This is a genomic window from Bordetella muralis, assembly GCF_054781015.1.
Genome location: NZ_BAAGVF010000003.1, coordinates 249,773 through 269,883, shown reverse-complemented (window position 1 = coordinate 269,883; position 20,111 = coordinate 249,773). Strand labels below are relative to the sequence as shown.

Below are 20,111 nucleotides of genomic sequence, written 5' to 3'. Positions count from 1 at the left end.
TTGAAGTTTTCGTCATCGTTTTAGTGCGCCGTCAACACGTGTTGGTGCGGCGCTGGCGACCAGCCGGGCGACTGGCCTCGGATAAAAGCAATCCATGCGCGCTGCGTTTGTTGCGAGAGTGATGCGGCTGCACTGGTACTGAGTCCCTGCAGCATAGGTGCATGGGCGAACGCATCCAGATTGCCGAAGACGAACGGCAACTCGATACAATGGCACGCGCCGAAACGGGCCGTCGGTGCGACATCAAAGCGAGCCAACCAGGACTGTCGGCCATGCCTGGCCGCATTGGCAGCCCAGACTCGAGCGGGCTGATCAAAAAATTCGTCACCAAGCGCAGCACTCGCTGCATTGACACCCTGCCCCGGAAACGCCGCCATTTCGTCCCGGGTATAAGAGACCAGCACATCAGCGCGCGCGACTGCACGCGCCAACGCGGCATCCATATCCTCGGGCAAAATGGCCCCGTCGCGCACCGGAGCAAACAGAGAGCGGCCACTGCCCTCGTCTTGCAATGCCTGCAACACAACAGGATGCTGCTGCGCCGCCAACAATGTGCTGACCGGTAATTCCCGGGCCTCGTCCAGCGAACGCACGCCACAAGCATTCATGTAGGCTTGCGCCAGTCTCTCGCCTTGAGCGGCACTACGCCAACCGCGGCCCAATGCCGCGCTTTGCAGTATTGCCCGGGAAAACCGCGGTTGCCGGGCAAGCATCGCACAAATAGACGAAGCCCCTGCCGACTGCCCCATCAATGTCAATGCCGCAGGATCTCCACCAAATGCCTCGATGTGTTCAATGACCCAATCCACGGCCAACTCTTGGTCAAGCAAGCCCGCGTTGGGTATCCCTCCGGGCAACGTCAGCCATCCCAGCGCAGCGAGACGATAGCTGACAGCCACTACCACCACACCCCCTTGCGCCGCCAATCGCGCTCCGTCATACCAAGGCAGGATGCCTCCGCTTTGCCATGCACCGCCATGCAGCCAAATCACGACCGGACGGCGCGCGGCATCAGTACCGGGCGTCCATATCGTCAAGCGCAGGCAGTCTTCGTCTTGCGTGGCGATGAAGTCGCCCATCGCATCGCGCAATCGAGATGGCAACTGCGGGGCAATCGGCGCGGGGCCTGTCACATCCAGCGCTCCGCTCCAACGCGCGGGCTCAGGCGCGGCAAAGCGCAATGGGCCAACAGGCGCCTGGCCATAAGGGATTCCGTCAAAGCGGCTGATACCCGCTACGCGCAAGCCGCGCAACATGCCTTGAGGTAAACCAACTTCGACTGTTTCACTCATCGCCCGCTCTCTTCATCAGTGATGATGACTATGGTAGGGGCGATTCATCTGACTAAGGCATGCAACTTTCGACAAATGTCATGCGCGTTGCGCATGCCCTAGAACACCTCGTATTGCTGACGCTGCAGAATATCCCTGTCTGCGCGGATGGCCTGTGCCAGCACAGAAGAAAACGCGCGCACAGGCCGGGTGCTGGGGCGATCCCGCCGCCAGATGGCCGATAGCGGCGAACGCTGCACGGGAGGCAGCACCGGCAACATGGTGAGCTCACCCCGCGCCTGCCTGATCGCTGCCACGCTGCCAGGCATGAGCCACAAATAATGACCACCTTGCAGCATTTCCATACTGAACTCTGGTGACAGCGCGCCCACCATGTCCGGCACCGAAAATCCGTCATGGATCAAACTGCGCTCAAGCTCGCCCCGAATGCGACTGCCGGGCAGTGCCGTAATCCATGGATAGCGGACATAGTCCTCAAGCGTACTTTGTGGTTGATCGACCAGAGGGTGCCGATTCGAACAAGCCAATATCACGGCATCATGCACGAGCGCTATCGAACGGTAGATTTGAGGATTCACGGCGGCGCTATATCGGCTGATCAGTACATCAATGGCACCGGCATCCAACTGTTCTATGAGCTGCTCATGCGAGCCGACTTCAATCGTCAGCATGACACGCGGATATTTTGCTTGAAAACGGCGAGCTGCAGGCGCAATGGGCCAACCAGCAAACATCGAGAAACACCCCACGGTCAAGCTGCCCTCATCGCCCCGGGATACCGCGGCCAACTCGATCTCTGCGCGCCGAAAATCCACGAGTAGCTGCCGAGCATGACGGCACATCGCCATGCCCAAGGGCGTACACGTCGTTCCTTTCGAGGTCCGCTCAAACAGCCTGGCGCCGACGAGCTCTTCGATCTCGGCGATTGCCCGGGACAGGCCCGATTGAGTCGTGTTGAGTTGCGCGGCCGCTTTGGACAGATTGCCCAGCTCGGCGACTATCAACACAATTTCCAGATGCCGTACCCGCAACTTGCCTTTGAAGGGAATCATACGAGGCCTTAGAAAACAGTGACCTGATTATTCCCTTGGGTTAAAGCGCTGACAATGAGGACTGATATCTATGCCGAGGTGAAGCCTCGTCGTTATCCATCCCTGGAGATGTCCGTTGCCATGCGACAAACGGCCGTCCCTACGGCCCTACATCACATCACGGATCATCAGCGAGCCGCCCAAGGCACCCGCACCCATCCTTCCATCAACACGCGTGCGCTACGCGACATGATGGCTTTGGTGACCGTCCATTCACCATTGACCAAGCGAGCCTCGGCCCCCACGCGCAACGTGCCGGAAGGATGCCCAAAACGCACGCCATCGCGCTCGCCGCCTCCTGCCGCCAAGTTGACCAACGTGCCAGGCACGGCTGCCGCCGTTGCAATAGCTACGGATGCCGTTCCCATCATGGCATGGTGCAATTTCCCCATCGACAAAGCGCGCACCAGTACATCGATATCCTCCGCGGCAATGGATTTACCGCTCGATGCGGTATAGGCCTGGGGCGGTGCCACGAATGCGACTTTAGGCGTGTGCTGGCGGCCTGCTGCCTGATCTGGCGAATCGATCAAGCCCATGCGTACTGCGCCATGCGCGCGGATTGCTTCAAAACGCGCCAAGGCCGCAGGGTCGCTATTGATGTCGTCTTGTAATTCGGTACCGGTATAACCCAAGGCATCCGCATTCAGAAAGATTGTGGGAATACCGGAATTTATGAACGTCGCCTGAAACGTTCCTACGCCCGGCACATCAAGCTCGTCGACCACGTTACCCGTCGGAAACATCGAGCCGCCATCACCCTCGCCTTCGTCGGCAGGATCCAGGAACTCGATCCGGACTTCGGCTGCGGGGAACGTAACTCCATCCAGTTCAAAGTCGCCAACTTCCTGCACCTGGCCGTCTGCGATCGGCACATGGGCGACGATGGTCTTTCCGATATTGGCTTGCCAGATCCGCACCACTACCACGCCGTTCTCGGGCACGCGCTGCGCGTCCACCAAACCGTTGGCAATGGCGAAGGGACCGACCGCGGCAGAAAGATTGCCGCAATTGCCGCTCCAATCCACGAAAGGCTGGTCAATGGAAACCTGGCCGAACAGGTAATCCACATCGTGATCCGGTCTGCTGCTCTTGGACAAGATGACGGCTTTGCTCGTGCTGGAGGTCGCGCCCCCCATGCCGTCGATCTGCTTGCCATACGGATCGGGACTGCCTATCACGCGCAGCAACAGTGCATCGCGATCAGGCCCCGGCACCTGAGCCGCCTCGGGCAAATCCGTCAGTTTGAAAAACACGCCTTTGCTGGTGCCGCCGCGCATGTATGTCGCGGGTATCTTGATTTGTGGTGCGTGAGTCATCGACCAGTCCTGAAAATAGATAGCGCCATCTGCGCAATAGGATTCAGGCTCGGCCGCCACGCCAATGGGCAGACCAAGCCGGTGTTGTTTCTCGAATGCTCTGCTCGATACATGCAGCAGGCTGCTTCAACCCGCCTTGCTGGCAGCGTCCGCAGACGATGCCTCAAGAAAATCTTGTGCAAAGCGTTGCAGCACGCCCCCCGCCTCGTAAATCGAGACCTCCTCTGCCGTATCGAGCCGGCACGTCACAGGAACCTCGATAGTCTCGCCATCGCGACGATGCACGACCAAGGTCAAATCAGCGCGCGGCTTGCGTTCGCCCACGACGTCATAGGTCTCAGTGCCGTCCAAGGCAAGTGTCTTGCGATCTGTGCCCGGCTTGAACTCCAGCGGCAGCACGCCCATGCCGATCAAGTTCGTACGGTGGATACGCTCGAAGCCCTCGGCCACGATAGCCTCGACGCCCGCCAGACGCACGCCTTTGGCGGCCCAATCGCGCGATGAGCCTTGGCCATAGTCAGCACCCGCAACAATGATGAGCGGCTGCTTGCGCTGCATATAGGTTTCGATGGCCTCCCACATGCGCATCGTCTGGCCTTCGGGCTCTACACGGGCCAGCGAGCCTTGCTTTACGCTGCCATCCTCGTTGCGCACCATCTCGTTGAACAACTTGGGATTGGCAAACGTCGCGCGTTGTGCCGTCAAGTGGTCGCCGCGGTGAGTCGCATAGGAATTGAAATCCTCCTCGGGCAATCCCATTTTTTCCAGGTATTCGCCCGCCGCGCTATCGAGCAAAATCGCGTTCGAAGGCGACAGGTGATCCGTCGTGATGTTGTCGCCCAGCACGGCCAACGGACGCATCCCGCGCAAGGTACGCTCGCCCGCCAATGCTCCCTCCCAGTACGGCGGACGGCGGATGTACGTGCTCTGCGGACGCCATGCGTACAGCGGGCTCACGGCTTCCCGGCGCTGATCGCGAATGCCGAACATCGGCGCATAGACCTTGCGGAACTGCTCGGGTTTGACTGCCACCTGGACCACGGCGTCGATTTCCTCGTCGGTAGGCCAGATGTCCTTCAAGCGAATGTCTTTTCCATTGGCATCCTGACCCAACACGTCTTGTTCGATATCAAAACGGATGGTCCCCGCGATGGCATACGCGACGACCAACGGTGGCGAGGCCAGAAACGCCTGCTTGGCATAGGGATGGATGCGGCCGTCGAAATTACGATTGCCCGACAACACGGCGGTGGAATAGAGATCGCGGTCGATGATCTCTTGCTGGATCTTGGGGTCCAATGCACCCGACATGCCATTGCACGTCGTACAGGCAAAAGCGACAACGCCAAAACCCAGTTTTTCCAATTCAGACGTCAAACCGGCTTCGTCCAAATACAACTCGACAGCCTTCGATCCAGGAGCAAGCGAGGTTTTGACCCAGGGCTTGCGCGTCAGACCGGCACGGTTGGCATTGCGCGCCAGCAAACCCGCTGCAATGACGTTGCGCGGATTACTGGTATTGGTACAGCTGGTGATCGCTGCAATGATGACTGCACCATCCGGCATCAGGCCGGGTTCGTTCTCCACGACACCGGCAATACCGCGTTCGGCCAGATCGGATACGGGCAGGCGGCGATGCGGATTCGACGGCCCAGCCAGCGTGCGCACCACGCTGGACAGATCGAAGCTCAGCACACGCTCGTATTGAACCTGTTTCAAGCTGTCTGACCACAGTCCTGCCACCTTGGCGTACGTTTCGACCAAACGCACCTGCGCGTCTTCTCGGCCCGTGAGCTTCAGATAGTCGATCGTCTGCTGATCAATGGAGAACATCGCCGCCGTCGCGCCGTATTCGGGCGCCATGTTGGAAATCGTCGCGCGATCGCCCAAGGTCAGGCTCGCCGCGCCCTCGCCATAGAACTCCAGATACGCGCCTACGACTTTTTCCTTGCGCAGGAATTCGGTCAAGGTCAGCACGATGTCGGTAGCCGTAATGCCGGGCTGACGGCGTCCCGTCAACTCTACCCCCACGATGTCGGGCAGACGCATCCAGGACGCGCGGCCCAACATGACGTTCTCGGCCTCCAGGCCGCCGACGCCGACCGCGATCACGCCCAAGGCATCCACATGCGGCGTGTGGCTGTCCGTGCCAACGAGGGTATCCGGATACGCAACGCCATCCTGAGCATGGATCACCGGCGACATGCGCTCCAGGTTGATCTGGTGCATGATCCCATTGCCCGGCGGCACCACGTCTACGTTGTGAAAGGCCTCGCGCGTCCAGTCGATGAAATGGAAACGGTCTTCGTTGCGGCGGTCTTCGACGGCGCGATTCTTTGCAAACGCATCGGGTTCGAAACCACCGTGCTCGACTGCCAACGAGTGATCCACGATCAACTGCACCGGCACCACGGGATTGACCTTGGCAGGGTCGCCGCCCATATCGGCGATCGCATCACGCAGCCCCGCCAGATCGACCAGTGCGGTCTGCCCGAGAATGTCATGGCAGACCACACGAGCCGGAAACCACGGAAAATCCAGATCCCGGCGGCGCTCGATCAATTGACGCAGCGCATCGTTCAACAAAGCAGGATCACAACGCCGCACCAAATTCTCTCCCAGCACACGAGAGGTGTACGGCAGTTGATCATAGGCGCCCGGCGCGATCGCTTCGACTGCAGCGCGCACGTCGAAATAGTCGAGATTGGTGCCCGGCAAGGGCTTGCGGAATTGAGTGTTCAAGATGCCTCCGTTTGCGGCAGGTTGCTCTGCGCGATCTGATGTTCGATATTGAGACGGGATGCGCGTATGTGTCTGCGCATCAGCAATTCAGCCAACTCGCCATCACCGTCGGCGATGGCGTCGAGAATGCGATGATGCTCGGTAAATGCCTGACGAGGCCGATTGGGCGTCGTCGAATATTGGATGCGATACATGCGGGCCAGTTGATAGAGTTCGTCGCACAACATGCGAATCAGCATCTGGTTGCCGCTGGCCTGGACGATACGGTAGTGAAAATCGTAATCGCCCTCCTGTTGATAGTAACCACGCCCCGCCTGGAATGCCTCATCGCGCTCGTGTGCCTCGAGCACACGACGCAGTTCATCCGCGGCCGCCGGCGTCATCCGTTCGGCTGCCAGGCGACAGGCCATGCCCTCGAGCGACTCGCGGATCTGATAGAGCTCGCAGAGCTCTTGTTGGCTCAGCGACACGACGCGAGCTCCCACGTGTGGCACGCGCACCAGCAGGCGCTGCCCCTCCAGACGGTGTATGGCCTCGCGCAGCGGCCCGCGGCTGATACCGTAGGTGCGCGCCAATTCCGGCTCGGAAATCTTGCTGCCGGGAGAGATGTCGCCTTTGACGATGGCGGACTGAATCTTGCGGAACACATGCTCGGAGAGCGTTTCCGACTCGCTCGCGGCAGGTATGGGCAGCGTGAGGACTTTTTCCACCATGTCGACAATCTATAGATTATTTCGGATTAAATTATAGCCATGAGGGGATTTATTGGCTAGATTGTCAACAATCATTGAAAGTCGGAGCAAGAATCTCCTATCCGCCATATCGGACTCGCCCATATTGCCTCCGGCGTGTTGACACACCGCCCTGTCGTCGTGATTTCATGTGGATTGCCATGCCCTTGATTCGCCGCATCGTCTCCTGTCCCCGATAACGGGGCTTCGGCATGCGCCCTCGCCCCACCCGCGCCCCAGGCGCGGATTGCACAGAAGGAGCCCCGCATGTCCGCTCATGTCTCCAATGTCCGTCCCGAGCCAGACCAGGTGCTGACCGACATAGTCGACTACGTTCTCGACTATCAAATCCAAAGCAGCCTGGCTTATGAAACGGCCCGCAATTGCCTGATCGATACACTGGGCTGCGGCCTGGAGGCCCTGGAATACCCGGCGTGCCGCAAACTGCTCGGCCCGATCGTACCGGGCACGGTCGTCCCGCACGGAGCCAAGGTCCCAGGGACCCAATTCCAGCTCGACCCTGTCCAGGCCGCCTTCAACATCGGCGCCATGATCCGCTGGCTGGACTTCAACGACACCTGGCTCGCGGCCGAATGGGGACACCCTTCGGACAATCTGGGCGGCATCCTGGCCACCGCAGACTGGCTGTCGCGCAATGCCGTCGCCGTGGGCAAAGCCCCTCTCACCATGCGCGATGTGCTGACAGCCATGATCAAGGCGCATGAAATCCAGGGGTGCATCGCCCTGGAGAACTCGTTCAACAAAGTCGGCCTCGATCATGTCGTCCTCGTCAAAGTCGCCTCCACGGCCGTCGTCGCGCAAATGCTGGGCCTGAGCCGCGAGGAAACCGTCAACGCGGTTTCGCTGGCCTGGGTCGACGGCCAGAGCCTGCGCACCTATCGTCATGCGCCGAATACGGGCAGCCGCAAGAGCTGGGCAGCGGGCGACGCCACCAGCCGCGCAGTGCGCCTGGCGCTGATCGCAAAAACGGGCGAAATGGGCTACCCCTCGGTACTCAGCGCGAAAACTTGGGGGTTCTACGACGTCCTCTTCAAAGGACAGCCCTTCAAGTTTCAACGTCCGTATGGCAGCTACGTCATGGAAAACGTGCTGTTCAAAATTTCCTTTCCAGCCGAGTTTCACGCGCAAACCGCCGTGGAATGCGCCATGACGATTCATGATCAGCTCGGCGCTGCTGGCAGATCAGTGGGCGACATCAAGCAGATCATCATCCGTACCCACGAGGCGTGCATCCGCATCATCGACAAGAAAGGCCCGCTGAATAACCCGGCCGACCGCGATCACTGCATCCAATACATGGTGGCAGTCCCCATCCTGTTCGGCCGCCTCACCGCGGCGGACTATGAGGATGACATCGCGCACGATCCGCGTATTGACCTCCTGCGCGACAAGATCATCTGCGTAGAGGATCCCGGCTATACCCGCGACTATCACGACCCCGACAAGCGATCGATCGCCAATGCACTGACGGTGATGTTTAACGACGGAACGACATTGGATGAGGTTGTCTGCGAATACCCGATCGGGCACAAACGGCGGCGCAGTGATGGGATTCCGCTCCTTGAGGCGAAGTTCAGGACGAACTTGGCGCGCGTGTTTCCTGCCAAACAGCAGGCGCGGATTCTGGAGGTCTCGTTAGATCAAAAGGCGCTGGAGAATATGCCGGTGCATGAGTATGTGGATTTGTATGTCATCTAGTTTTGATCGATAAGCGTCGAACTGCGCTCTTTAGGCGCCGGAGTCGGCCGTGTCACGGGGCCAGCCCTATCGACCGGTCTGGCCGCCTTCGCGTCCAGACTGCCCTTCGCCTAGTGCATCAGGCGGGGCGGCTGGGCAAACTCGCTTCGCTCAGACATGCCCAGCCGACTACCCCCCGCCTGATGCACTAGGCTCGGCGGTCTCAACGGGCTGGCCCCGTGACACGGCCGACTCCGGCTCGCAATGTCTGCTGTTTAAGAACTCTGGAGTCACCAACCTCTGAACGAACGAAATATTGCTGATGATGATCGATCTTAAGGCATGGAAATCGCAATGAATCAGCATCCTCTGCATGCCATCACTGTGAGTCCCGGGCGGGCGCCGCGTAGTACCGCGCCGGCCCGTTGAGGTTGCCGAGTCTGTCTTGTCAGGCGGGGGGACGTCGGCTGGGCATGTCTGAGTGGAGCGCAGCGGAGCGAGTTTGCCCAGCCGCCCCGCCTGACAAGACAGGCGAAGGGCAGTCTGGACGCGCACGCGTCCAGACCAACCGATAGGGCCGGCGCGGTACTACGCGGCGCCCGCCCGGGACGCCTCACCAGAGACGACCGAAACGATAGCCGCCAATAAACGCCCTCCCCGTTCAAACAGCAGGACGACTACAATCCCCTCATCCCCCTACATTTCCCCAAAGCCCCCGCCATGCTGTACCTCTGGGTCAAAGCCTTCCACATCGTATTCATCGCCTCCTGGTTCGCAGGTCTCTTTTACCTGCCCAGGATCTACGTGAACCTGGCCCAGACCTCCGACCCCTCGGTACAAGCCTGTCTGATCGGCATGGCGCGCCGGCTATTCAGATTCACCACCATCCTGGCCATCATCGCCATCGCACTCGGCCTATGGCTCTACATCGGCTTCGGTATCGGCATGGGCCCCGGCAACGGCTGGATGCACGCCAAATTGTTCTTTGTCCTGCTCATCATCGGCTACCATCACGCCTGTAGCGTCATGTTGCGCAAGTTCGAACAAGGCCGCAACACCCGCTCGCACAAGTTCTACCGCTGGTTCAACGAAGTTCCCGTCTTACTGCTCGTGGCGGTGGTACTGCTGGTGGTGCTCAAACCCTTCTGACCACACTGCCCGGCCTTAGGCCAGGATTCGAATGTCCTCTGATGATCAAGACCGCCGTAAAACACTGACGGTCAAAAAAACGGCGCGTGACGCCCATGCCGCCGCTGGCGATACCAAACGCAAGCGCAGCGGCGCGCGTGCACGCACGGCTGCCCTGATTGAACGATCGAAAGATCAAGCACAACGTCTACGGCGAGACACCGAAGACACGCCCGCCGCGCCACGCGGCGACGCATCGACCGAGCGCGGCAAACCCGCGTCGCGTTCACGTGCATCCGGCGGATTCGACGCCCCCAGACCTGAATCGTCGCGGACAAACTCTGGCCCGCGACGCGGATCGGCAACGGGCGACCGTGGGGAGTCCCCGCGCCGTTCGCCTGGTACCTCGCGTGCGCCTGCGTATGCTCGCCGTGGTGCGAGTGAATCGGACACGTTTGATGCTCCACGGCGGCCGCGTACACCGCGCGCTCGTGATGAGGACAGATGGTCTGATTCAGCCTCGGCCAATTCCGCGCGCGATGAGGATACTTGGGCCGATTCAACGCCGGCCGCTGCTGACGATCATGATGCCTTCCCCTCAGATATCGAATGGGCGGCAGAACCCGAAGTTCGCCACTACGCACCGCGTGCACTGCGCGACGCAGAGACGTTCGAGATCTTTGCGCCCTGCCCCCAAGGATTGGAAGAAGCCCTGACCGCAGAAATGCAGGCGCTGGGGTTCGAGGATGCTCAGGTGGGACGTGCAGGCTGCCATTTCAGCGCCGATTGGCCGGGCATACAGCGCGCCAACTTGTATTCCCGTCTGGCCACGCGCATTCTGGTGCAGGTCGCGCACGAGGAAATCTCGCACGAGGACGATATCCTCGATCTGGCCTACAGCGTGCCCTGGGAACGCTGGTTTGGTGCAGAACACACGTTGCGCGTGGACACCTCGGCGATCAAAAGCCCGGTGCAAAGCCTGCAATACTGCAACCTGCGAGCGAAAGACGGGATCTGTGACCGCCTGCGCGATCGCGAGGGCGCGCGTCCCAGCATCGACACGGTGCGACCGGACGCCCGCGTGCATCTGTTCCTGACGGGACATACCGCGACGCTGTATCTGGACACTTCGGGCGAATCGCTGTTCAAGCGCGGTTGGCGCCTGGACAAAGGAGATGCGCCGCTGCGCGAGAACCTCGCTGCCGGGATGTTGGCCCTGGCTGGCTGGGACCCTGCCGCACCACTGCTGGATCCGTTCTGCGGGAGCGGCACGATTTTGATCGAAGCAGCCTGGATTGCGTTGGGCGTGCCGGCGGGGATTTCGCGGCCTCTGGGATTTGAGCGGCTGCGCGGTCACGATCCGCGACGCTGGCGCGATCTGAAAGAAGACGCGCGCGCTCGTATCTTGCCCAAGCTGGACGCGCCGCTGGTCGGCTACGACCTGGATCCCCAGGTCGTGGAATATGCCCGCAATAACGCAGAACGCGCCTGGCTGACGGCCGACACAATTCGATTCGAGGTGGGTGATGCCCGCGAGGTGCCTCCTCCCGCCGAACAGGGCTGGATTGTCACGAACCCTCCCTACGGCGAACGCCTGCCCACGGACGACATCGAGCTCTGGCGAGCCTGGTCGGCCAACCTGAAGCGTGCCTATTCGGGCTGGCAACTGCATGTGATCTCCAGCGACCTGGATCTGCCTCAACGTCTGCGGCTCAAACCTCTGCGCCGGATTCCCTTACACAATGGCTCGCTGGATTGCCGCCTGTTCGGGTTTGAACTGGTGGCAGCCGGGTATCGGAATCCCAAGTAATAGTTGTTGTAAAAACACCGCAACAATGCGCCATTATTGTGGCAATAGGATCACAAGGCTCAAAACTGGCGCATTATCAGCACCAGGAGCACGCATGATGCACTAGACGCTTGCGTAAATTCAGGGTTAACCCTAAAATACGGGTTATCCCCAGGTTGCTAGGTAGACACTCACCTCACCGTGATGATGACACCAGGTAGCCGGGATGCAATGACTGCATACGAATACACGCAAGTTCTGGATTTATCGTGCCCCACATTAACCCGTATACCCGGCTGACCGACGAACTCGAACGCCAGCTGATGTTGCAAGCGATTGAAGAGCAGTTCCGCCCCCGTCCATTTCGTGCTCTGGCTCGTAGCCTGGGCAAACTGGGCAAAGGCATCAAGACACTGATTACCCGCCAAGCTGAGACAAAAACCGCTCACTCGGCCGCCTGAAGTAAACGACAGGCAAAGTAACGATTTTCCCCTTGGGGGCTGCTACAGCCCCTTTTAAGACCCACCGTTAACCCGGTGGGTTTTTTTTGCCTGGTCGCCGGGCCTGCCGGTACTGCCATCAATGCAGCGGGGGAATTTACCTTCCTGGCCGGGCAGCCCGTCATCGGCATCCAGGACACCATGTTGGCGGTTCGGCTTGAATCCGAATTGGGGACATTGCTATAGCCAAGGACCAGGATGCCCGGGATAATAGCGCCCCTTGGCCATGCCACATTCCAGATGTATGTGGCTTCCCTCTTTGTGCAGCCTATGGCGTTGCGTACCCGTAGGTTTCCCGGAGCTCTGATGACCGATGCGCTCTCGCTGACGCCCAGCCGGCTACGCCGGTTTGCCTGCATGATGTACGAAGCCGTTCTATTGTTCGGCGTCGTATTTCTGGCGGGCTATTTGTTTGACACACTGACGCAGAGTAAACATGCGTTGATGCTCAGGCATGCGCGTCAGGCGTGGCTATTTGTCGTCATCGGCATTTATTTTGTGTTGTGCTGGCGCCGCAATGGGCAGACGCTGCCCATGAAGACCTGGAATATCCGGCTGGTGGATCGCGATGGTCTGCCGCCCTCGGTCCCGAGGCTGGTCTTGCGCTATATCCTTGTCTGGCCGCTCGTATTGGCCGCTGCGGGCCTGGTCGCTGCTGCGTCGTCAGCCACGGGTTGGAAATCCGTGGATATGTTCATCGTCGTAGCACCATTCGCGATTTTCATCTGGTCGTGGTTCGATCCGGATGGGCAGTTCCTGCACGACCGGCTGCTGGGGACACGTTTACGCAACGCGCCGCCGCGCAACAAGCGGCGATAGAGGGGAAAGGGCCTCACGCTGTGCCTCCGGCTTGCTGCCCTCACCGTCACAACTGCGTCATGTTTTGGTCACGTAGGCGTCACGGGGTCATGGTTACATTCTGGGCATCTTCACAGCCAGAGGGATGCTCCCGTGAACGAGACCCGACCGACGCATTGGCGCACGCTTTGGATTTCCGATCTTCACCTAGGTACGGCCGGGTGCAAGGCGGATTTCCTATTGGATTTCCTCGATCAAAACGAATCCGATACGCTGTATTTGGTGGGTGACATTGTTGACGGCTGGCAATTGCGCAAACATTGGCATTGGCCTCGCGCTCACAATGATGTGATTCAACGCATCCTGCGCAAGGCCCGCAACGGCACGCGGGTGGTGTTTGTTCCCGGCAATCATGACGAATTTGCGCGGGAATTCGTGGGCTATGCCTTTGGGGATATCGAAGTCCTGGACGAAGACGTCCACGTCACGGCCACCGGACAGCGGCTGCTGGTGCTGCATGGCGACCGATTCGACGGCGTCATTCAACACAGCAAATGGCTGGCTCGCCTGGGCGATACGCTGTACCAGAGCGCCCTCTGGCTGAATCACCATTTCAACCGCCTGCGCCATCGCCTGGGCCTGCATTACTGGTCCCTGTCGCAATACCTGAAGCACAAGGTGAAGAACGCGGTGTCGTTCATTACCGATTTCGAGGAAACCCTGGCAGGTGAAGCCCGGCGCCGGGGCCTGGACGGCGTGGTGTGCGGCCACATCCATAAACCGGAAATGCGCGAGGTCGGCGGCATCTTGTACTGCAATGACGGCGACTGGGTAGAGAGTCTCTCGGCGTTGGCAGAAAACCACGATGGAAAACTGGTCCTGTTGAACTGGGCAGAACAATACGCGCAGCGTGAGGCGGGATCTCCCTCGACGCGCCCCCGTCGCCCCCTGTCTTTGCCCGCCCTGCCCTCGGCCCTGCGCCGGCAAAGTAAGCATCCGTAATAACCCGTATACGTCCCCTTTACCGGCACAGGGATATTGCAGTTCGCGGCCCTCTAGGTCATGCTTGCACCTGTTGGGGGCATTCCGGCCCCCGGGCGGCACCCTGCGGGGTGATCGCCAGCGCGCTTACAAAATAGGGCCATGAACGACCAATATCAGTCGCTCTACCAATCATTCCGCTGGCTGGTTCCGACCCAATTCAATATTGCGGAAGCCTGCTGCCACCGCTGGGCGGCAAGTTCGTCGGACGCCCGGCGTATTGCCATTTACTACGAAGACGAGGCGGGCAATCGCGAAGTCTGGACGTACGCACGACTGGGCGAGGCCGCCAATCAATTGGCAAATGGCCTGATCAAGATGGGCGTCGAGCGCGGCGACCGGGTCGGTGTGGTTTTAGGACAACGGCCGGAAACGGTGGTGGCCCATATGGCCATCTACAGTGTCGGCGCGATCGTCGTACCGCTGTCGCCACTGTTTGGTCCGGAGGCGCTGGAAACCCGGCTGCGCGACTCCGATGCCCGGGTCGCTGTGGTCGACTACGCTTCCAGCGCTAACTTGCTGGCTATTAGCGACAACTGCCCGAATCTGAATCAAATCATCGGGATCGGTTTTGTCGATGAGCGCGTGCTGCCTTGGCGCAGCCTGCTGGCACGTCAGCCCGGTGAATTCAAGCAGGTGATGACGCGCGCCGCGGACCCCGCCATTTTGCTGTACACCTCGGGGACCACCGGTGCCCCAAAGGGCGCCTTGCTGCCGCATAGCGTCCTGATCGGCAATCTGCCCGGTTTTGTCGCCTCGCAAAACTGGTTCCCCAAAGCAAATGACGTGTTCTGGTCGCCTGCGGACTGGGCCTGGACGGGCGGCATGATGGACGCCCTGTTGCCCACGCTGTATTTCGGCCACCCTATCGTCGGCACGCGCGGACGTTTCTCGCCCGAACGGGCCTTTGAGCTGATGGAGCGCTATCAGGTCACGAATACCTTCCTGTTCCCCACCGCGCTCAAAATGATGATGAAGACGGTGCCCGAGCCAGCCAGCCAATACCGGCTGGCGTTGCGCGCCATCATGAGCGCCGGGGAAAGCGTGGGCGAAACGGTATTCGAGTGGTGCCAGACCGCATTGGGAATTACGCCCAATGAAATGTTCGGTCAGACTGAACTGAATTACGTGGTGGGCAATAGCCATCTGCGCTGGCCCGCGAAGCCCGGCAGCATGGGACGCCCCTACCCGGGCCACCAAGTCGCGGTGATCGATGATGATGGTCAACCCGTGGCCGCTGGCGAAACCGGCGAGATCGCGTTGAATCGTTACGATATCAGCGGTTTTCCCGACCCTATTCTGTTTTTGGGCTACTGGCGCAACGAGGCGGCCACCCAGGCAAAATTCACCGGCGACTGGTGCCGCACCGGGGATCTGGCGCGCATCGATGAGGACGGCTACCTCTGGTATGCCGGCCGGGCCGACGATGTGTTCAAGTCCGCCGGTTACCGTATCGGTCCGGGCGAAATCGAAAACTGCCTGCTGGGTCACGATGCCGTGGCTAACGCCGCCGTCGTTCCCAAGCCCGATGCCGAGCGAGGGGCGCTGGTGAAAGCCTATGTGGTCCTGACGCCAGAATATGCCGAGCGCGATCCCGCCGAGCTGATTCAGGCGCTGCAAGAACATGTACGGGACCGTTTGGCGCCCTACGAATACCCGAAAGAAATCGAGTTCATTGATGAACTCCCTATGACGACAACAGGCAAGATTCAACGCCGCGTGCTGCGCCTGCGCGAGGAAACCCGCGCCGCAAATCCTGCCTGACACTGCCAGAGACAACTGCTGTATGCCTATTTACCAACTCGATGACCTGACCCCGACCATTGATCCTAGTGTTTATGTGGCTGATAGCGCCGATATCATCGGCAACGTCACGCTGCAAGCCGGTGTCAGTATCTGGTCGCACGTCTCGATCCGCGGCGACAACGCCCCCATCGTGATCGAGACCGGCAGCAATATCCAGGAATCCTCCGTCCTGCATGTCGACGAGGGCTGCCCGATGACCATAGGCCCTGGCGTGACGGTAGGCCACCAGGCCATGCTGCACGGCTGTACGATCCGCGAGGGCGCCCTGATCGGCATGCAGGCCATTGTGCTGAATAACGCCGTGGTAGGACGCAATTGCCTGATCGGCGCGGGCGCGATCATCCCCGAGGGCAAAATCATTCCCGACAACTCCCTCGTGATCGGCGTGGGCAAGGTCGTGCGAGAGCTGTCCGAGGAAGAAATTGCCACCATGCACAAGAACAACGTCCACTATCAGACTCGAGCCCAGCATTACAAGCAGGCGCTCAAGCGGATCGGCTGACCGGTTTTACCCCGGCACACGGCCGGGGAAATAGCTCTGAATCGGGTTGATCGGCTAACATTCATGCATGACTGATCAACTCAAGAAATACCTCTTCGAAGACCGCTCGGTGCGCATCCAGGCCGTGCGGTTACACGATACGTGGCTGCATGCCCAGGAACACCATCAGTACCCCCCCGCCGTACAACGGCTGCTGGGAGAATTGATGGCGGCCGCGGCATTGCTAGCGGCGAATATCAAGTTCGAAGGATCGCTGGTGCTGCAGATCCAGGGAGCCGGGCCCATTGCGCTGCTGGTGGTGGAATGTCAGTCGGACTTGAGCCTGCGCGCCACGGTCAAGATTCGCGACGGCCACGAGGTTCCAGAGGACGGCACCATGCAAAGCCTGCTCAATACGAATGACGAGGGGCGATTCATCGTGGTGCTGGATCCGCGGCGCAAGGTGCCGGGCCAGCAGACGTATCAAGGCATTGTGCCGCTGGAAGGCGACACAGTGGCCGAGGCTTTGCAGCACTATATGAAAGCCTCGGAGCAACTGGATACCCGATTGTGGCTGCAGGCCGATGGGCAATATGCTGCCGGATTGCTGGTGCAGAGCCTGCCTGGCGAGGGCGGCAAGACGCATGAATCCGATACTTCAGATTCCCTGGCGCGCGCAGTTGTGCTGGCCGAAACGCTGGAGCCCGGCGAGCTGCTGGCCGCAGAGATCGATACCGTGATTCATCGCCTGTATTGGGAAGAAACGCTGATTGCGTTCGACCCGTCGACGGTACGCTGGCATTGCCCCTGCACGCGCGAACGCGTGGCAAATATGCTGCGGTCGCTCGGTGAAACCGAGCTAAACGACGTTCTGGCAGAACGTGGCCAAGTCGAAGTCACTTGTGATTTCTGCGGCAAACCTTATACGTTCGATGCTGTGGATTGCTCGGGGCTATTTGCCGCGGCCAAACCAATGCCAGAGCAGGATCCGCCTACGGTGCATTGATCGGAACCCGGCATCAGCCAATGACTGGTTGAATAGGGCCTGCCCTCCTCGCCTCGCGTGGATCGTCGTAGTTGCCGCAGTCGTAGTTCCCACAATCGACGTTGCAGCATGAGCCAGGCACACTGCCTGGCCATGCCCCACTGTTCTTATTTTTCCCCGCACACCGAGCCGCCTGCCAACACCTGCTCGACATCAGGCAGGTATGCAGCACGCCGAGCCTCACCGTGGCGCCAACGCGGGGCGGCAATGGTTGAATTCGGCCTTGTTGCCATCTCGTTACTGTCATTGAGCCTGCTGACTATCGAAGCGGCCCATTGGCAAATCACGCGGCAACTGGCGTATGTAGCGTTGCTGGATAGCGCCCGGGCAGGCGCGACTCAGCATGGCCGCCGGGACGTGATTGAGCAGGCGTTTACGCAATCATTTTTGCCGCGGTTCGTTTATGCCGGCAGCAATGCACGCACAGCGCAGCAGCGCACCTGGCATCGCGTACAGCAAATGACCGGTCTGCCGGCGTGGCGGATCGAAATATTGCCGCCCGGTCCTACGCCTACGCTGCATGCGCGGCTGACCTATCTGCACGAGCCGTTGACGCCGTTGATACGGCCGCTATTGCGCCGCGTCGCGCCTGTCGCAGGCGATTGTGCTGCCCGCGCCGCTTTAGCCTATGGATTCCTGGCAATCCGATTGGATCTGCACATTGAAATGCACTCGCATCCGATGCAATGGGGAACCACACCGCCCGCGCGCCACGACAGAGTCGTCTACGGCGCATGGAATTGCGGTGGTTAGCGATCTATCGGCACAACGCTCGGAATATCCTCGTCAGCGATTACATCGAGACGATGCGTGAAAAGCCACCGCAAGCCGATCATTGACGCGGAGTATTGGCTCGCGCAGGATTCGACGCAGGACGATTTGCCGTGGCGCCAGCAGGCGTAGTCGCGGTGGTACCGCTTGGCGGAGGATTATTGACGGCCGGGCTACCCGGCGGCACGATCTGCACAAAGACCTCGCCCTCACGCATCATGCCCAGTTCGTTGCGGGCGCGCTCTTCGATCGCGCCCGAGCCTGTTTCCAGGTCACGCACCTCGGCTTCCAACGCCGCATTGCGCGCGCGCAGGCCCTCATTGGTTTCGTGTTGCGCGGCGATCTGTTTCTGCGAGTCCCAGACAGTGAACCAGCCGCCCTTGCCCAGCCAGAGCGGATACTGGATCAAGGCCAGTAGAACCAGCAGCACCAGGAACAACAGGCGCATATGCAAAAACCCTTATGGGAATACCGTGACGAAGGTCAACTCAACAAAAGGGCCAGACACCCCAACTAGCGATGTCCGGCCTACATCAATCAACGCAGGTTGTAGAACGCATCCAGGCCAGGATACGAAGCGACCTCGGCGAGTTCTTCTTCGATACGCAGCAACTGGTTGTACTTGGCCATGCGATCCGAGCGCGACAGCGAGCCGGTCTTGATTTGCATGGCGTTGGTAGCCACCGCGATGTCGGCGATGGTGGAGTCTTCGGTTTCGCCCGAGCGGTGCGACACGACGGCGGTGTAGCCGGCGCGCTTGGCCATCTCGATGGCGGCAAAGGTCTCGGTCAACGTACCGATCTGGTTGATCTTGATCAGGATCGAGTTGGCGATGCCCTTCTGGATGCCTTCGCGCAGGATGCGGGTGTTGGTGACGAACAGGTCATCGCCCACCAATTGCACTTTCTTGCCCAATTGCTCGGTCAGCAGCTTCCAGCCGTCCCAGTCGTTTTCGGCCATGCCGTCCTCGATGCTGATGATCGGGTACTTGTCGCACCAAGTGGCCAGCAGGTTGGCAAACTCTTGCGAGGACAGCGACAGGCCGCCTTCGCCTTGCAAGGTGTACTTGCCGTCACGGAAGAATTCCGAGCTGGCGCAATCCAGGCCCAGCGCGATCTGCGAGCCCGGCTCGTAGCCGGCTTCGGTGATGGCCTTGAGGATCAACTGAATGGCAGCCTCGTGATTAGGCACGTTGGGGGCAAAACCGCCCTCATCGCCCACGGCGGTGGACATGCCTTGGCCGTGAATGATTTTCTTCAGGCTGTGGAACACCTCGGCGCCCCAGCGCAGGGCCTCGCGGAAACTCGTCGCGCCCACCGGCAGGATCATCAGCTCTTGCAGATCGAGCGTGTTGTTGGCGTGCGCGCCGCCGTTGATGACGTTCATCATCGGCACGGGCATGCTCATCGGACCGCTGCCACCGAAATAACGATACAGCGACAGGCCGGACTCGTCGGCTGCGGCACGAGCCACTGCCATACTGGCCGCCAACAAGGCATTGGCGCCCAGGCGCTCTTTGCTGTCGGTGCCGTCCAGCTCGATCAGAGTGCGATCGACAAAGGTCTGCTCTTGGGCGTCCAAGCCCATCAGGGCCTCGGAAATCTCGGTATTGAGGTTTTCCACGGCGCGCAGCACGCCTTTGCCCAGATAGCGGGACTTGTCACCGTCGCGCAGCTCGATGGCTTCGCGTTGGCCGGTGGACGCGCCCGACGGAACGGCAGCGCGGCCCATGGCGCCGGATTCCAGTAACACGTCGCATTCGACAGTGGGGTTACCACGCGAATCGAGAATTTCGCGACCGATGATATCGACGATTGCACTCATGATTTTTTGATTCCCTGAACGATAAACAAATTCATGCCGGCTGCATCGGCCCAGT

Annotated in this window: 17 protein-coding genes; 10 read left to right on the top strand and 7 right to left on the bottom strand. The window is 60.1% G+C overall.

Annotated features, from left to right (window positions below):
- Positions 1–20 precede the first annotated feature (20 nt).
- The 5 genes from ACYVIT_RS06395 to ACYVIT_RS06375 all read right to left on the bottom strand — a co-directional run bounded on the left by ACYVIT_RS06395 (position 21) and on the right by ACYVIT_RS06375 (position 7,157).
- On the bottom strand, positions 21–1,292 hold the full coding sequence (locus ACYVIT_RS06395) for a carboxylesterase family protein (protein WP_415806275.1): 1,272 nt from the start codon (positions 1,290–1,292) through the stop codon (positions 21–23).
- Positions 1,293–1,390: 98 nt separating this feature from the next.
- Positions 1,391–2,344 (bottom strand): LysR family transcriptional regulator, encoded by a 954-nt coding sequence (locus tag ACYVIT_RS06390; RefSeq protein WP_415806274.1) that lies wholly within the window; start codon positions 2,342–2,344, stop codon positions 1,391–1,393.
- Between the two features lie 167 nt (positions 2,345–2,511).
- A complete protein-coding gene (gene prpF, locus ACYVIT_RS06385; RefSeq protein ID WP_415806273.1) occupies positions 2,512–3,702 on the bottom strand; it encodes a 2-methylaconitate cis-trans isomerase PrpF in 1,191 nt (396 codons plus the stop codon).
- Between the two features lie 126 nt (positions 3,703–3,828).
- The gene (acnD, locus tag ACYVIT_RS06380; RefSeq protein ID WP_415806272.1) at positions 3,829–6,444 is read right to left on the bottom strand and encodes a Fe/S-dependent 2-methylisocitrate dehydratase AcnD; all 2,616 of its coding nucleotides are present in this window, start codon (positions 6,442–6,444) and stop codon (positions 3,829–3,831) included.
- A complete protein-coding gene (locus tag ACYVIT_RS06375; protein WP_460478169.1) occupies positions 6,441–7,157 on the bottom strand; it encodes a GntR family transcriptional regulator in 717 nt (238 codons plus the stop codon). Before ACYVIT_RS06375 ends, acnD begins: the two co-directional genes overlap by 4 nt.
- Positions 7,158–7,442: 285 nt before the next feature.
- Here ACYVIT_RS06375 and ACYVIT_RS06370 point away from each other — a divergent pair, with 285 nt between their 5' ends.
- From ACYVIT_RS06370 to ACYVIT_RS06325, 10 genes are all read left to right on the top strand, one after another.
- Positions 7,443–8,894: a bifunctional 2-methylcitrate dehydratase/aconitate hydratase gene (locus ACYVIT_RS06370; RefSeq protein WP_415806271.1), complete on the top strand. Its 1,452-nt coding sequence runs from the start codon at positions 7,443–7,445 to the stop codon at positions 8,892–8,894.
- A gap of 699 nt (positions 8,895–9,593) precedes the next feature.
- Positions 9,594–10,022 (top strand): CopD family protein, encoded by a 429-nt coding sequence (locus ACYVIT_RS06365; protein WP_415808596.1) that lies wholly within the window; start codon positions 9,594–9,596, stop codon positions 10,020–10,022.
- 31 nt (positions 10,023–10,053) lie between these two features.
- Positions 10,054–11,811 carry a THUMP domain-containing protein gene (locus ACYVIT_RS06360; RefSeq protein ID WP_415808555.1) on the top strand — a complete coding sequence of 586 codons (1,758 nt, stop codon included), beginning with the start codon at positions 10,054–10,056 and terminating at the stop codon, positions 11,809–11,811.
- A 248-nt stretch (positions 11,812–12,059) separates the two neighbouring features.
- Positions 12,060–12,251, top strand: a complete 192-nt coding sequence (locus ACYVIT_RS06355; RefSeq protein WP_415808598.1) for a hypothetical protein — start codon at positions 12,060–12,062, stop codon at positions 12,249–12,251.
- Between the two features lie 345 nt (positions 12,252–12,596).
- Positions 12,597–13,109, top strand: coding sequence for an RDD family protein (locus ACYVIT_RS06350; RefSeq protein WP_415808556.1), 513 nt, complete (start codon positions 12,597–12,599; stop codon positions 13,107–13,109).
- A 132-nt stretch (positions 13,110–13,241) separates the two neighbouring features.
- Positions 13,242–14,090, top strand: coding sequence for a UDP-2,3-diacylglucosamine diphosphatase (locus tag ACYVIT_RS06345; protein WP_415808557.1), 849 nt, complete (start codon positions 13,242–13,244; stop codon positions 14,088–14,090).
- Positions 14,091–14,231: 141 nt separating this feature from the next.
- On the top strand, positions 14,232–15,893 hold the full coding sequence (locus tag ACYVIT_RS06340) for an acyl-CoA synthetase (protein WP_415808559.1): 1,662 nt from the start codon (positions 14,232–14,234) through the stop codon (positions 15,891–15,893).
- Positions 15,894–15,915: 22 nt separating this feature from the next.
- Complete coding sequence (locus ACYVIT_RS06335) at positions 15,916–16,437, top strand: gamma carbonic anhydrase family protein (RefSeq protein WP_415808560.1); 522 nt, start codon at positions 15,916–15,918, stop codon at positions 16,435–16,437.
- A 67-nt stretch (positions 16,438–16,504) separates the two neighbouring features.
- The gene (hslO, locus tag ACYVIT_RS06330; protein ID WP_415808561.1) at positions 16,505–17,422 is read left to right on the top strand and encodes an Hsp33 family molecular chaperone HslO; all 918 of its coding nucleotides are present in this window, start codon (positions 16,505–16,507) and stop codon (positions 17,420–17,422) included.
- 246 nt (positions 17,423–17,668) lie between these two features.
- On the top strand, positions 17,669–18,214 hold the full coding sequence (locus ACYVIT_RS06325; protein WP_415808562.1) for a pilus assembly protein: 546 nt from the start codon (positions 17,669–17,671) through the stop codon (positions 18,212–18,214).
- Positions 18,215–18,293: 79 nt separating this feature from the next.
- Here the strand turns inward: ACYVIT_RS06325 and ftsB are convergent, their stop codons facing one another.
- Together ftsB and eno are read right to left on the bottom strand one after the other, a co-directional pair.
- A complete protein-coding gene (gene ftsB, locus ACYVIT_RS06320; RefSeq protein WP_415808563.1) occupies positions 18,294–18,680 on the bottom strand; it encodes a cell division protein FtsB in 387 nt (128 codons plus the stop codon).
- Between the two features lie 89 nt (positions 18,681–18,769).
- Positions 18,770–20,056, bottom strand: a complete 1,287-nt coding sequence (gene eno / locus ACYVIT_RS06315; RefSeq protein WP_094820284.1) for a phosphopyruvate hydratase — start codon at positions 20,054–20,056, stop codon at positions 18,770–18,772.
- Positions 20,057–20,111: the final 55 nt, after the last annotated feature.